The sequence below is a fragment of the Bacillus cereus group sp. MG1 genome (assembly GCF_040460035.1).
Lineage (GTDB): Bacteria > Bacillota > Bacilli > Bacillales > Bacillaceae_G > Bacillus_A > Bacillus_A cereus.
Window position 1 is genome coordinate 1,503,298 of the sequence record NZ_JARVGY010000001.1, and the last position, 13,116, is coordinate 1,516,413.

Sequence of the window (13,116 nt, forward strand, 5' to 3'; positions counted from 1 at the left end):
TTTATTTCGCATTCGTTTGTATCATAATTAGACACATATCATCTGATTGCGCTTTCTTTTGTTCTTCCTTGTAAAACCCTTCTATCTCGCCTTCTAAATCTCCCCATTTTCTTTCTGTAAAAGTACGTAATTTCTCTTCAGCCTCAAATTCATCATTTGCAATTGCTTCAAGAACACCATCTGTAAACAATACGATTTGAGCGTTCTTCTCAAAAGGTATAACTGTCTTTTTAACTTTTATTTCATCAAAAAATCCTACCGCACAACTCCCGTGATTTAGTTCAAACATATTTGTTTCATCGACTAAAACGTATCCAGAAGGATGCCCTGCATTTACATATTCAATCGTTCTCTTTTCTGTATCTACTACTAAATATATCGCTGTAAAATAATATGGAATATCGTCATTCTCATTATGTAAAAGAGTCATATATTTATTTAAATCTTTAATGACAAGTTCTGGATCGATTAAAGATTTAATCGTTTCACGTAATACAGACGAAATAAACATACAAACTAATGAAGCAGATATACCATGTCCCATCACGTCTAATAATATAATACCGTAGCGGTTTTCATCGATTTTATACCAATAATACATATCTCCAGCTAATTTAAATGAAGGTAAGTAACTTGCTTCAATTTTTATATAATCTTCTCTTAATGGGCTACTTAATAAGTTTCTTTGTACTTGCGTAGCTAAATCTAGTTCATTCCGAAGATTTTCTTCTTGTTCTTTATGCCAATTTAATTCCGATTTCAAGCGTAACGCTACACGCATACGTGCTAATAGTTCAACTTTATTTATAGGTTTCGTAATATAATCCATTGCCCCCATATCAAGAGCTTCGGCCAACTTATTGGCATCCTCTAAAGCTGTAACAAAAATAATAGGAATATCTTTAAACTTCTCCTCTTTTTGTAATCGCCTACAAACTTCAAGTCCATCAATTTCAGGCATCATAATATCTAACAGTATTAAATCAATTTCATTATACCTGGAAGAATCTTCTCCAAATTGAATGTATTCGAAAAGCTCTTGTGCAGAATTCAGCGATACAAGATCCTGATATCCGGCTTGCTTTAAAATTTTTTCAATTACAAAGATGTTAACCGGATTATCATCGACAATTAAAATGGACACAAGTTATTTCCCCTTTTCTTATTTAAAATGTAAATCTATTATCATTTTCTAGTATTGCATACTCAGTTACAAAATGAAAATTTCCTACTCTAACATAATTTTTATACAGCAAAAGAACAAACCCCCAGAAATGAGAGTTTGTTCTTTCATTCTATAAATTTCCACTATTAATTTAATACCATTGCTTTGTCATTTAAAAGACGATCTAATTCTTCCATATGATTTGTTTCATCTGCAATCATATCTTCTAACTTTACAACTAACTCTGTCATATTTAATTTCGCTGCCTGTTCTTTTCTCGTTTCATAACGCTTAATTGTCTCATATTCTGATTGTCTAGCGTATTCTAACATTTCTCTAACATCTTCTGCTTGTTTCACTCGTAAAGGGATTGTAGTAGGTGTACCACCTAACGTCTTAATTTTCTCCGCTAAATATAGGGCATGTCCTTGTTCATCACTAATTTCAGATTCAAAGAAAGGTTTTAACACTTGTCTATATATACCAGAAACTGTAGCTGCATTATGGTTATACATAATAATTGCTGAGTATTCTCCTGCTAAATCTTCATTCAATCCTTCGATTAGTTCTTTCACATCGTGTGACATTTTTATATCTCCTCCTATATTTAATAAGTACCCCTTTTCTCATGTTTTAAACATAATGATTTTAAATTTTTATGTATCTAAAAATGCTGCTTGCTTCAATTTACTTATCGCTTGTCTTTTAATACGAGAAACGTGCATTTGTGAAATACCTAACCGTTCCCCTGTATCTTTTTGATTTAAATTTTCTCCAAATATATAATGAATAACACTCTTTTCTGTGTCATTTAATACGTTGAAAATATCCTTTAAAACGAGACGCCTTTCTGCCTCTTCATATCCTTGCTCTACTTCACCTACAGATTCAATCCTCGCTACCGAACTGCCATCAGATGAATTTTCAACTACATCATCTAAGGAAGATACGCGATAATTATTTTTCGCATCCATAATTTCTAGCACTTCCTCTTCGGATAGTCCTAAATGATCTGCAATCTCTTTAATCTTCGGTGAACGCTGGAAACGATCTGTTAGCTCCTCTATAGCAAGTTTAATCTTCCCGCCTAAATCTTTAATTCGCCTTGGAACGTGAATACCCCAAGTTTTATCACGTAAATATTTCTTTATTTCGCCTACTATTGTAGGTATTGCAAACGGCTCAAAAGCATTCCCTATCGAATAATCATACCTTCTTATTGCGCCTAAGAGCCCTAACATCCCTACTTGTATAATATCCTCATGCATAGGCCCGCCTTTTGAATAGCGATATGCAATGGAGTATACAAGATTTTTATAGTGATTAACCAATCTTTCCTGTGCTTCATCACATTGGTTTTGTTGGAAGTCTGCAATTAGTTTAATAACGTCTTCTTTAGTAAGATTTGTAGGTTGAGATTGGATTTCCATCATTCTCCACCTGCTCTCTTTGTATATATTTTGTCATTAAAACTGTCATGCCCTCATCATGCATAATTTGTATATCATCCATTAACGTATTGATTAAATATAAACCTAAACCATTTTCCGGCAAATGTTCTACTGGTTTACTAATATCATACGGACCAACTTTCCTTTTTAAGCTATTAAAATCAAAGCTAACCCCATTATCCGCAGCCATAATTTCTAATCGATCTTCATATAGCCCGAAGACAATTGTAATTTCTCCAACGTCTTCTTTGTATGCATGTTGTACAATGTTTGTACAAGCTTCACTAATAGCAATTTTCATATCTTCTATATCGTCATAAGCAAAGCCCATTCGATTCGCAACACCAGCCATTGTTAAACGAATAATAGCCACATATTCTGCTTTTGCAGGAATTTTCATTTCTATCTTTTCAAATCTCTCCATCATCCCTAGTCACCTTCTTTCTACTTTTTCAAAATCGGAATTCAAATTTAATATTTCTGTTAGCCCTGTAATATCAAATAATCTTTTTAGCCTTTTAGACACACCAGTAAACTCTAGCTTCCCATCATTTTTCTTAACTGCTTTTAATAAAGCTATAAAAACTCCTAAGCCTGTACTATCCATATAATCTACGTTATGAAAATCTACTACAATATGAACCTCTTTTTCGCTTGTAATAGGCATTACCTTATTTTTTAAATCTGATGCCGTATACGCATCAATCTCACCATTAAGTTGTACCGTATAACCTACATCATTTTGCAAAATATTTATTGCCAAATTCATCATTTCCGCCCCCTTATCTCGAACTTTTACTATTTAATTACCCATAAAAATTAGTTTTAAACATATTTTTTTATTTTCATTATAAATAAATTTTCTACACCTTTCTCGGCTTAACACTTAAATCGTACTAATAAATGTTTAAAACTTATAATTTTGTGTATGTATAATGTATAAACATTATTTTTAGGGGGATCTATCTATGGAAGAGCACAACTTTAAAAAGGGAGATTTCGTTCAATTTTCTTATCGACACGATCATGCTACAAAATTAGTTGGTTCCATTATTAACATACTAACGAATACAATTGTAGTTGATATAAGTAATAGCGAGGACTTATCTCATATAGAACCAAGGCAAGTCGTAAGAATAAATAATTGTAAAAAGGTAACGATGGCTTAATACATAATAGAAAGTGTAATGTTAATGAGTGGGGGGTTCTTCATCCTCCACTCATTCCTATGTAAAATACATAAAAAAGCATCCAAATTAGTTTAATTGGATGCTTTTTTATGTATTTTTATCAGTTCATTAACTTTATAACTATATATAATAAACTTAAGATTACTATTTATTATCATACTTACGCTTTCCGCAGCATTCTAGAGAAGAATGTAACGATTAAAATAAAGACGATTGCACCTAATAACGCTGGAAGAACAAAAATGCCTCCCCATTCAGGACCCCAATGACCAAATAACGCACTACCTACCCAAGATCCGATTAATCCGGCAATCACGTTACCAACTATACCTAACGGAAAGTCTTTTCCTGTAATCATTCCAGCTAACGCACCAATAAGTCCACCTACAATACACGTAATAATAAGTCCCACAATTAAACCTCCTATATTCGTTTTATATTGAATTCATCAAGCTTTAGTATGTAACTAAAGCTTGATGAACATATATTATTCTTTATTATCCAATTCATCACTTATCTTTTGTTTCACTTTTCCGACTTTTTCTTTTATCGTTCCCTTCGTTTTTTCCCACTTACCTTCATTTTTCAACTCTCTATCTTCTGTAACTTCACCAATTCCTTCTTTTACTTGTCCTTTTTTCTTTTCAACTTTACCTTTAACTTGTTCTTTTAGTCCGTTCTCACTCATATTTACAATCTCCTTTTCGTAATAGATTTATAGATTTAAAGGATACAAATTTAAATAGAATACATGCATCTTCTTTCTTGTAACCATTCACCGACTCTTTCTAAATCCTTAACGAATAACAAGATTTTCCCTTCATCCAGTTTTTCTTCATAAAAGTTCGCTTCTTCCTCATTAAGCCCTAACTCTTGCATTTTATTTCTTAACTGATCTCCTGTTTTTTGAAAGACGTTAATAATGCTTGTCCCAAGTCCCTCCTCTTTTATCCCAATTGTATTCACGTCTGCATTGTCCGCAATTCTATCTGTCCTATCTTTCTCATGCGTTAATACGTAAATATCTTTTTGGTCTATTCCTTTTTTCACGAGATCATTCGCCGCATTCATGACCTCTTTCTCCGTAATAAATTCATATACAAAAGGTTTACTATACTTCGTTTCCATCTTTAACTTCCTCCTTTAAAATGAATTATTTGTTATATTATATGTAGTACACCCATTTTCGAAATGTTAAACATAAAATATGAAAAAAGTTATGTGAATTTTAATTTTAATAGAGAATGAACATCATCATTTACCACTTTAAAACATCTTCTCCTTACAATAACCACCTAAATTAACAGAAAATTGTTATAATTAAGCTTGAGGAGGGATACTATGAAAAAAATCATATCTATATGCGCTCTAACCGCTTTATCTTTCACTTTAATAGGTTGTACAAGTACCTCGGCTACAGATAAAGCTTCACAAGTTAAGCAAGAACATAAACAAAATACCTTTCAATTAAATTCTGCTAATATTACAGACATTGAAATACTGAAAACAACAAATCATACTACTTCCAAATCTCAAACAGACAACGAAAAAATGATACAATCTATCGTTTCAGCAGTCCAAAAAGGCACTCCTAAACAAATCACACTAGATCAAAAAAAGAGAGAATCTGCACATTCTACTATTACTGTTACATATAAAGATGACTCAAAAGAAGAATTTCTTGTGTGGGCTGATAATAAGGAGCAAATTACGATTGCTAAAGATGAGAAGAAAGATAAGGTAGAAGGTGTGATAGTGAATATTAAAGATGCTAAAATAATGAAGGATTTCTTTTAAAATTCTAATTAACGTTAAAAAAAGTAGGATTACATCCTACTCTTTTTTTAATCATGCTCAATAAATAGACCTTTATAAAATCTATTTAAGGTCTAATTTTTCTAAATCATGTTGTAAAACATTGTTTCCTTCTTGTGGGTTAAATACGATTGCACTAAGACCAAAAACATTCGTAACAACATCTCTATCTTTCGGACGAATGATTCTTACTTCATAAGCAAAAAGTGCTGGAGGAAGAGCTGCTGAACGAAAAGTAACATATCGATTAGGTGGCAATGTTTGTGTTGAAGGGTCTATTAATGGTAACAATACCGGAGAACCAGATGACCAATCAAACATTTCAACTGTTACTCTACGAGTATCATCTGGATCAACATTCATAGCTTCAACAGTAAGAAATAACGTAGCGGAATGTCTACGTAATACACCCGTTGACAAAGTTTCATTGTGATGTTTATGACATCTTCCAGGAGGATGACCATAGCCATAGCTCATATCAATTCCCCCCTTTCATTTACAATTAAGGACAAGTATTCCTTATAATATATAATGCTAGTATTATTTTAATGAAAGGTATAAAAGCGGATTTCTATCTATTCGCTCTTAAAGAATAATATGGATTCTCCTGTTTTTCCTTTGAACTCCTGCTAAGAATAAATCTATTTTGAAAAGGACCTGCTCCATTTATTCGTAAAAAGCATAAAGTAAATGGAATCCGTTAAAACACATGAGTGAACCTTTGTTTTTCTCCTCCTATTTAAAGGAGGAACTGTTATGGGCTTTGGTGGTAGTTGTGGCGGCTGTGGCTTCGCTGGAGGATTTGCTTTATTAGTTGTATTGTTTATTTTATTAATCATCGTTGGAGCTGCTTGCTTCTGCTAAAAACTATCGAAAGGACACTCACGTGAGTGTCCTTTCTTCATGAAAAAAGCTCTACGCAATGTGCAGAGGTTCAAGTGTAACGAATACTTTAAAAATGTAGTATTACATTCCCCCTCCAAAATGAACTTCGATGCTATAAATTTCGTTTAAGTGCAATCTTAATATTTTAGTTTAATAGCAATATGGTGAAACTTTATTCCAAACAATATTGCTATTGCACCAAAGTAAAACAAACTGGACAACCTAGATTTCAAAAGGAAGACACCTTAAAGGTTGTCTTTTCTTTATAAGTAAAAAAAGCCCGCCTATTTCCGTAGGCGGGCTTTATCTTTATTACACAATATGAAAGTATACTCTCTTTTTCTTTGAAATTTTATGTAATTATACATATTCATGAAAATAGAAGAAGTGAAATTGTACGTTTAGATACAGTTTGGCAACAAACTAACTGTTTTCTTGTGCATTAATAGACAACTACTGCAAGAGTTATAGTTTTTATGTTTTCATTTCCTTTTTGCATTTCTCTTTTAATTAGACGAATGCTTTTTTTAGTACATAATAAAAAATATCCAGAAAAACTGTCACAAAATCCGTTTTTCTGGTTTCTCTATAATACAGGTATCAAATTGAAAGTGAGGTTTAAACGAACATGTTAACCATAGAAAATGAAGAAAGTCATGCTTCTGATATGACCTTTGAAGATTTATTTAAGCAGTACTATGCTTACGCTGTGAAACAAATCATCTGGATTGTTAAAGATCAATCTATCGCTGAAGAGTTAGCACAAGAAGTATTTTTACAATTATATCGTAGTGATTGGAAAGAGATTGAAAACATACCTGGATGGTTGATTAAATCTTCTACTTATGTAGCCTATAACCATTTTCGATCTGAAAAAAGGCAGCAAGCGAAGATTGATAAAGAAATACAATACCATGAAGTACAAAATGTTTCATCATTAGACGATGATTGGATAAGAAAAGAAGAAATTACAAAGGTCCAAACGATACTAAATAAAATGAATGATCGAGAACGAACCCTTTTACTAATGAAATTCTCTGGTTTTCAATATAAAGAAATTGCAGAAGTACTTCAAATTGAAATATCTTCTATTGGAACATTATTGGTCCGAGCCAAAATGAAATTTCGCAAGATTTATAAACAAATGGAGGAGGCATAACAGATGAAATGTTATGATATCGGGTTTATTCAAACATATATTGATGGAGAACTTTCTCATGATATAAGAAAGGAATTCACAAAACACCTAGATACATGTGAAGCATGCCAAGATTTATTAATAGAAATTAGTAAATTAAATCAATGGGAAAACGTAATGCTAGATGAAGAATCTGCAAATTCACCACAAGAAATCAAAATTGATATAGAACAAGCATGGAAAACATTTGAAAGTCGTTCCAAGTTAGACAATGTTTCTAATATAAATCACAAAAAACAACAAAAGAAGGGACTCTTTACAAACATGAGTAAAAAATCAAAACGTTTTATTTATACAGCAGTAGCTGCAGCAGCACTTTTCACAACAGCAATGATTCCACAAGTACAAGTGGCGGCTACAAATGTTGCTTCCTATTTTTCTAATGCAATTACAAATGATAAAGTTGTAAATGAAGGAATAAAAGATGAAAATGGTATCACACAAGATATGATGAAGAATGGTAAATATATTCCTATTGATGAAAAAATTACAGATCAAGGTATTACTGTACATCTCAAAGAAGTATTTATCGCAGATTCACGTATATCAGTTCATTATAGAATGGAAAAAGCGGACGGAAGTTTAGTACCATTTGAATTTGATACATCAGGATTAAATCTTGAGAGTGATGGTAAAATTGATGGGCAACAAGAGGAAAACCCTGAGATTAAAAATGACGGGAGACTATCATTTATCCATGATTCAGATGATTATCTTCCTTTTGAACTTATGGCAGCAGGTAAAAAGTTAGATAAAATAGGCATTCGTGATAATGATAGACCTGAAGGTGTTGCTACATTTGTTATAACTACTGAAGAAAAAGACGTTTTTAAACAGCCTCTTACTTTAGACGTAAATATAACTAGAATTGGAAAAGTAATTGGTTCTTGGAAAGCTCAAATTCCAATTGATACTTCACATTTGAAAAATAATACGAATTAACATGAAAAAAAGAATAGAACAATATGTATCTAATTCTCAGTTTATATGTTTCCTTGTTTTCGTTACATTTATTTCGTATATAGTTTTTACTCTATATTTTATTTATGATTTAAGTTTATAACCTTAAATCAATCATTTAAGACCATTATAAGAAAAAGCCCTCTAAAAAAGTGGGGGAATAAATAACCGGTTTCTTAACGTATAAGGAATCGGTTATTTTGTATTTAAAATGCGTCTAAACGTACAATTTTCTTTTTTTGATATGGTGACCTCCAATACATCATTGTCCTTCTCTAAGCTCATATCTATTTTAAGAAGAGTCATTTACAAATTCAAAAAAACCCTCAAAGCATCTACTTTAAGGGGATTTCTCCTATCATCTTCTCTCTTCATACAATCTATTTGCTTTATACGAGCAAACGAAAAACATACATGTCGCAACGGGGATAAATGTCAAAAAAAGTCCTCTCATTAATGCAAATGGCGTTTCAAATAAGAATGACCATAGAAATGATACACCTTGCTTATCCCATAATCCTGGCGTCAAGTATAGTTCTTTCGGATTTACAAAGGCTCCTAAATTCATTGTATTACTATACATAAATAAAAATAATATCGGCAAATAACAGATCGCTAATTCTAAAAATGTTTTAGATAGACGCTTATACTTCCCTGCTCGTGACATTGGATCTGAAAAAATGTCATCTTCACTTTCTTCATCTACCTTTTTAAAATATTGCGTACCTGACCACCGATTACCAGCTATATGCTCCCAACCACTATCTTCAAATAATGTGCAGTAATTAATAAAATCACTTTTTCTACTAAATACTCTATGGTCTATTTTAATCGTCGCATCTTCCGGTTCTGTATATCTAAATGTATAACCAAATGTATTGCTTTCTAGTTGATAGCCTTTCCAAGCCATCTCTTCTAACCATTTTTCCTCTTTCTCAAAGTCTAAAAAGAATGTAGAGTAGGAAGCGAGCGCCTTGTCATATTGCTATGATAGGTTTCTCAAAACCCCTCACCGAACCGTACGTACTCCTCTCAGAGTATACGGCTCTCCATCAATTGCTTGTCAAAGTTATTTTTTTCTGTTTTTCGCTATAAGTTCTACTCTCATATCATAGTGAATTTCATTATGGCAATCCTCACATACGGCTAATGTTTTGCGTCTACGGGCAATCATTAATTTTTGCCATTTGGCTTTGCCTTTCTCAACATCTTTCATTTTTCGGACATGGTGCATTACTAAGTTAGAATCGGTTTTACCACAATGTTCACATTTGTTGGCTGACAACCTATCCATAAGACTAGTTGTTGACATATGAACTCTTGAGGCTAACAAGTTGTCGATGTTATTTTCTTGTGTTTTCATCTTAGTTATATCAACCGTTCTAAATCCTTCCCTGTAGAAAGAATGAGAGTGTTGTTTGCCTTTTTTATCTTTGTAATTGACTATGAATACACCGTTTTTGCAATATTTCCCCTTAATTTTTCCGATTGAGCTTTTATATTTATTGGCGAATGTTTTATACATGCTGTATTCTAGAACGTAACTGAATTTTTGGAGTACCGTTGAATTAACTGCATATTTGTAGTAGTTGTACATCCCTCTGATCTGTAATACATAATTATGTAGTATTTCCAAATCATCTAGGTGTGCCATTTCCGGTCTATGCTTTGGTTTCCAAGTTTCTTTCCCATTCACATACTTCATTTCTAAAACATTCAGGGCAAGTAATTTATTTCGCCATGTTTCATGGGGGATTTCAAGTCTTACTTTTAGATTGTGATGTCTTCTTTTTGCACCTTTCACCGAGTATTTGGTAAATAACTCGTTTCTAGTGATATTGACGTTGTACCCAAGAAATGTTGCTTTCTTGCTAGAGTGGGTGATAAGTGTTTTTTCTTCTGATAAAGTTAATTTTAATTCTTCATTGAGAAATTGAGCTATATCAGATTTAATGGCTTTGGCATCATCTTTACTGCCGATTATCATTACAATAAAGTCATCAGCATATCTAACATATTTTAGTGACTTAAATTTATCCGACATTGGATTGTAGTAGGGACGTTGTCCCCTTTCCTTAACCCATTCGTTGACTTGCTCGATTAATTCCTGAGCTTCATTGTGTTTACCTTGTTCTCTTAGTAAGTCTGCTTTCTTACGCCCTCTTTTTATTTTGAGGTGTAAGTATTGATATCTTTTATCAACTTCTCTGTCTTTTGGTTGACCTTTTCCGAACTTTTCAGCGTATTTTTCCATGTATATATCTAGTTCGTTTAGATATATGTTGGCAAGAAGAGGACTGAGAATCCCTCCTTGTGGTGTTCCACTGAATGTTTTGTGGAATTGCCAATCCTCCATGTACCCAGCTCTTAGGAACTTCCATATTAATCCGATGAGTGTTTCGTCATTGATACGTTTTCTTAGTAGGTTAATTAGGATATGGTGGTCGATATTGTCAAAGAAACCTTGAATATCACCTTCAATAAACCATTTAGTTCCATTACCACTCTTTTTAATTTGTTTCAAAGCTGTATGACAACCCCTATTTTTCCTGAATCCATGTGAGTTCTCAGAGAAGTTTGGTTCATAAATTGCTTCTAAGATATACTTTATTACTAATTGGACAAGTTTATCGTCAAATGTCGGTACCCCAAGAGGACGTTTTTTCTTACTCCCTTTTTTATCAATATATACTCGCTTAACAGGAGTAGGTTTATAGTTACCATTTTTAATGTTGTTGATGATTTTAGATACTCTATTTTTTGAGAAGCCATCAACAGTTTTACTTATGGTTCCTCTGGTCATATTACCTGGATTGGCATATATTTCTTGATAACCTTTATAGTAGAATTCTGGATTATAAAGATTTCTATATAATCTTTTGAACTTATAGTTTTCTTTAATAGTATTCTTCGACAAGGTGTTCAATACATAAACTGGATTTCTCATCAGCATCTCGCTTCCTTCCTGTTTATTATCATCATGAACTAATTGACTACCTTCCTTCGCCATCCTGATTTCACAACCATGACCTAACGTAATTTGTCATACGTTAGTGTGATAGGCTTTCCCTATCTCTGACTACTACGAAGGCTCCGTTACCATATGGAATATTCAAGAGCCACATTTCTTGGTTTTTACCTTGAAATCATCCTCTATAGCCATAAATGGCGCTTCCACTTAGGTAATCCCCATTTAGTACCTTGTAAATAGTTTGTAGTAATGTCGGTTGGGACTTTCAATCTTTACTAATGTACTTTAGTTGGTTCTCTAGTGTGAAACACACCTCTCTCCACAAAAAATAGATGAGCTGAACTAGAGACATATCGTTTCAATGTCTATTTCGATATGGTCGTCGATAAGACCCCTTGATTTATCCTTCACGCAGTTTAGCATTCAACCTTGTTTACCACGGTACACCTAGAAATTCAGTCGCACTCATGACATTAGAGTGACTTATCCCGTTGCAGCCATGCTACACTCCCCGCTCACTTTCGATTACGGATAAGGCTACCGGTGTCGGGTTGTTATCTTGTTTCACTTCACCCGCTGATTTACTAAATCAGAGTTTACAAGGCCCTTATGGGCGCACTTTAATCTCCACATCATCGTTTCCTCCTAACTATACGTGTAATAAACTTTTTGTAACCGCAATAATGTGCTGCATTCTCATAAAATCTAAATGCAATACTTCTTTCCCGCGTTCCGTAATGACATACACTTTTCTTCTTTTATCTTCACTTTTTACCGATTCTATTAACCCTTGTTTTAATAAATTTTCCACCGCACCATACAATGTACCCGCTGCGATTTTCACTTGATGATTACTCAGTTCCTCCACCTTTTGCATAATTAAATATCCATGAGCTGGCTCTAATAAAGCTAAAAGAACGTAATACGTTGTTTCCGTTAATGGTAAATTTTTATCTCTATTCATAAAGACCTCCAATGTAACGATAACTATATAGCTAAACTATATAGTTAAACTGTATAGTTTAATTTTATACAGTCAGACTGTATATGTCAAATGTAGGAATAACTTTATAACCCAAAACAAAAACGCTACCTTTTTAAAAGATAGCGTTTTTGTTTTACCCTTGCTTATTCTTCGCCTTCATTTGCTCTTCAAGAGATTTTTTTTCAGTTTCTAACACACTCATATCACTTTTCAACTTTTGCGTTTCTTCAAAATGTTCATCTACTAATTTATTATATTCTTTCTCAGAGTACATTTTTTCACTGGTTGATGTCGTTTTTTCTTTCGTAACAACTACATTAATAATTACAAATAAGGCTACAATTCCTATTAACGCAACGAAAATCTTCTTTTTATTCATGATTAATCCTCCAAAATGTAAAATTTCAAAAATTATCATAACAGACCAATTCGCTTTCACCTGTCACATTTTGTCGAATCAATATAATAAAAAAAAGCATCTGAAACAGATGCTTTT

16 protein-coding genes and 2 pseudogenes are annotated in these 13,116 nt (G+C 32.8%); 5 read left to right on the forward strand and 13 right to left on the reverse strand.

Translation table 11 applies throughout. From position 1 onward, the window contains the following. Position 1: 1 nt before the first annotated feature. From QCI79_RS07760 to QCI79_RS07780, 5 genes are all read right to left on the reverse strand, one after another. Positions 2-1,144, reverse strand: coding sequence for a fused response regulator/phosphatase (locus QCI79_RS07760; protein WP_000025534.1), 1,143 nt, complete (start codon positions 1,142-1,144; stop codon positions 2-4). 167 nt (positions 1,145-1,311) lie between these two features. Continuing rightward, positions 1,312-1,752 carry a ferritin-like domain-containing protein gene (locus QCI79_RS07765; protein ID WP_000017765.1) on the reverse strand — a complete coding sequence of 147 codons (441 nt, stop codon included), beginning with the start codon at positions 1,750-1,752 and terminating at the stop codon, positions 1,312-1,314. 69 nt (positions 1,753-1,821) lie between these two features. Further along, positions 1,822-2,598, reverse strand: coding sequence for an RNA polymerase sigma factor SigB (gene sigB, locus QCI79_RS07770; RefSeq protein WP_002100806.1), 777 nt, complete (start codon positions 2,596-2,598; stop codon positions 1,822-1,824). Further along, the gene (gene rsbW / locus QCI79_RS07775) at positions 2,561-3,043 is read right to left on the reverse strand and encodes an anti-sigma B factor RsbW (protein WP_000970579.1); all 483 of its coding nucleotides are present in this window, start codon (positions 3,041-3,043) and stop codon (positions 2,561-2,563) included. Before rsbW ends, sigB begins: the two co-directional genes overlap by 38 nt. Positions 3,044-3,049: 6 nt before the next feature. Continuing rightward, on the reverse strand, positions 3,050-3,388 hold the full coding sequence (locus QCI79_RS07780; protein ID WP_002060869.1) for an STAS domain-containing protein: 339 nt from the start codon (positions 3,386-3,388) through the stop codon (positions 3,050-3,052). A 196-nt stretch (positions 3,389-3,584) separates the two neighbouring features. Here QCI79_RS07780 and QCI79_RS07785 point away from each other — a divergent pair, with 196 nt between their 5' ends. Beyond that, on the forward strand, positions 3,585-3,785 hold the full coding sequence (locus QCI79_RS07785) for a hypothetical protein (protein ID WP_000391011.1): 201 nt from the start codon (positions 3,585-3,587) through the stop codon (positions 3,783-3,785). Positions 3,786-3,966: 181 nt separating this feature from the next. Here the strand turns inward: QCI79_RS07785 and QCI79_RS07790 are convergent, their stop codons facing one another. The 3 genes from QCI79_RS07790 to QCI79_RS07800 all read right to left on the reverse strand — a co-directional run bounded on the left by QCI79_RS07790 (position 3,967) and on the right by QCI79_RS07800 (position 4,934). Continuing rightward, positions 3,967-4,218, reverse strand: a complete 252-nt coding sequence (locus QCI79_RS07790) for a GlsB/YeaQ/YmgE family stress response membrane protein (RefSeq protein ID WP_000522903.1) — start codon at positions 4,216-4,218, stop codon at positions 3,967-3,969. Positions 4,219-4,293: 75 nt separating this feature from the next. After that, complete coding sequence (locus QCI79_RS07795; protein ID WP_001293468.1) at positions 4,294-4,494, reverse strand: CsbD family protein; 201 nt, start codon at positions 4,492-4,494, stop codon at positions 4,294-4,296. A 50-nt stretch (positions 4,495-4,544) separates the two neighbouring features. After that, positions 4,545-4,934, reverse strand: coding sequence for a YflT domain-containing protein (locus QCI79_RS07800; protein WP_000448802.1), 390 nt, complete (start codon positions 4,932-4,934; stop codon positions 4,545-4,547). Between the two features lie 213 nt (positions 4,935-5,147). Between QCI79_RS07800 and QCI79_RS07805 the strand changes: the two genes are divergently transcribed. Continuing rightward, on the forward strand, positions 5,148-5,603 hold the full coding sequence (locus tag QCI79_RS07805) for a hypothetical protein (protein ID WP_000720859.1): 456 nt from the start codon (positions 5,148-5,150) through the stop codon (positions 5,601-5,603). 81 nt (positions 5,604-5,684) lie between these two features. On the opposite strand, the gene QCI79_RS07810 is transcribed toward QCI79_RS07805, so the two are convergent. Then, a complete protein-coding gene (locus tag QCI79_RS07810) occupies positions 5,685-6,098 on the reverse strand; it encodes a hypothetical protein (protein ID WP_000120205.1) in 414 nt (137 codons plus the stop codon). Positions 6,099-6,377: 279 nt separating this feature from the next. Between QCI79_RS07810 and QCI79_RS07815 the strand changes: the two genes are divergently transcribed. From QCI79_RS07815 to QCI79_RS07825, 3 genes are all read left to right on the forward strand, one after another. Beyond that, entirely contained in the window at positions 6,378-6,485 is a 108-nt protein-coding gene (locus QCI79_RS07815; protein ID WP_000505670.1) for a YjcZ family sporulation protein, read from the forward strand. Positions 6,486-7,134: 649 nt separating this feature from the next. Continuing rightward, positions 7,135-7,665 carry an RNA polymerase sigma factor SigX gene (locus QCI79_RS07820; RefSeq protein WP_000955501.1) on the forward strand — a complete coding sequence of 177 codons (531 nt, stop codon included), beginning with the start codon at positions 7,135-7,137 and terminating at the stop codon, positions 7,663-7,665. A gap of 3 nt (positions 7,666-7,668) precedes the next feature. After that, the gene (locus QCI79_RS07825) at positions 7,669-8,646 is read left to right on the forward strand and encodes a DUF4179 domain-containing protein (protein ID WP_000650408.1); all 978 of its coding nucleotides are present in this window, start codon (positions 7,669-7,671) and stop codon (positions 8,644-8,646) included. A gap of 376 nt (positions 8,647-9,022) precedes the next feature. Here the strand turns inward: QCI79_RS07825 and QCI79_RS07830 are convergent. From QCI79_RS07830 to QCI79_RS07845, 4 genes and pseudogenes are all read right to left on the reverse strand, one after another. Continuing rightward, positions 9,023-9,616 (reverse strand): annotated as a pseudogene (locus QCI79_RS07830) (DUF2812 domain-containing protein); the annotation flags it as partial. A gap of 117 nt (positions 9,617-9,733) precedes the next feature. After that, positions 9,734-11,611: a reverse transcriptase domain-containing protein gene (locus QCI79_RS07835; RefSeq protein WP_309009745.1), complete on the reverse strand. Its 1,878-nt coding sequence runs from the start codon at positions 11,609-11,611 to the stop codon at positions 9,734-9,736. Positions 11,612-12,284: 673 nt separating this feature from the next. After that, entirely contained in the window at positions 12,285-12,599 is a 315-nt protein-coding gene (locus QCI79_RS07840; protein WP_001078063.1) for a PadR family transcriptional regulator, read from the reverse strand. Positions 12,600-12,774: 175 nt separating this feature from the next. After that, positions 12,775-12,999: pseudogene (locus QCI79_RS07845) on the reverse strand (hypothetical protein); the annotation flags it as partial. Positions 13,000-13,116: the final 117 nt, after the last annotated feature.

Bases quoted from the DNA above. Each gene is read 5' to 3' on its own strand.
- rsbW (WP_000970579.1), bottom strand. From the start codon at position 3,043: ATGATGGAGAGATTTGAAAAGATAGAAATGAAAATTCCTGCAAAAGCA.
- QCI79_RS07785 (WP_000391011.1), top strand. From the start codon at position 3,585: ATGGAAGAGCACAACTTTAAAAAGGGAGATTTCGTTCAATTTTCTTAT.
- QCI79_RS07825 (WP_000650408.1), top strand. From the start codon at position 7,669: ATGAAATGTTATGATATCGGGTTTATTCAAACATATATTGATGGAGAA.
- QCI79_RS07835 (WP_309009745.1), bottom strand. From the start codon at position 11,611: ATGAGAAATCCAGTTTATGTATTGAACACCTTGTCGAAGAATACTATT.
- QCI79_RS07840 (WP_001078063.1), bottom strand. From the start codon at position 12,599: ATGAATAGAGATAAAAATTTACCATTAACGGAAACAACGTATTACGTT.
- QCI79_RS07810 (WP_000120205.1), bottom strand. From the start codon at position 6,098: ATGAGCTATGGCTATGGTCATCCTCCTGGAAGATGTCATAAACATCAC.
- QCI79_RS07765 (WP_000017765.1), bottom strand. From the start codon at position 1,752: ATGTCACACGATGTGAAAGAACTAATCGAAGGATTGAATGAAGATTTA.
- QCI79_RS07800 (WP_000448802.1), bottom strand. From the start codon at position 4,934: ATGGAAACGAAGTATAGTAAACCTTTTGTATATGAATTTATTACGGAG.
- QCI79_RS07780 (WP_002060869.1), bottom strand. From the start codon at position 3,388: ATGATGAATTTGGCAATAAATATTTTGCAAAATGATGTAGGTTATACG.
- QCI79_RS07805 (WP_000720859.1), top strand. From the start codon at position 5,148: ATGAAAAAAATCATATCTATATGCGCTCTAACCGCTTTATCTTTCACT.
- QCI79_RS07795 (WP_001293468.1), bottom strand. From the start codon at position 4,494: ATGAGTGAGAACGGACTAAAAGAACAAGTTAAAGGTAAAGTTGAAAAG.
- QCI79_RS07815 (WP_000505670.1), top strand. From the start codon at position 6,378: ATGGGCTTTGGTGGTAGTTGTGGCGGCTGTGGCTTCGCTGGAGGATTT.
- sigB (WP_002100806.1), bottom strand. From the start codon at position 2,598: ATGATGGAAATCCAATCTCAACCTACAAATCTTACTAAAGAAGACGTT.
- QCI79_RS07820 (WP_000955501.1), top strand. From the start codon at position 7,135: ATGTTAACCATAGAAAATGAAGAAAGTCATGCTTCTGATATGACCTTT.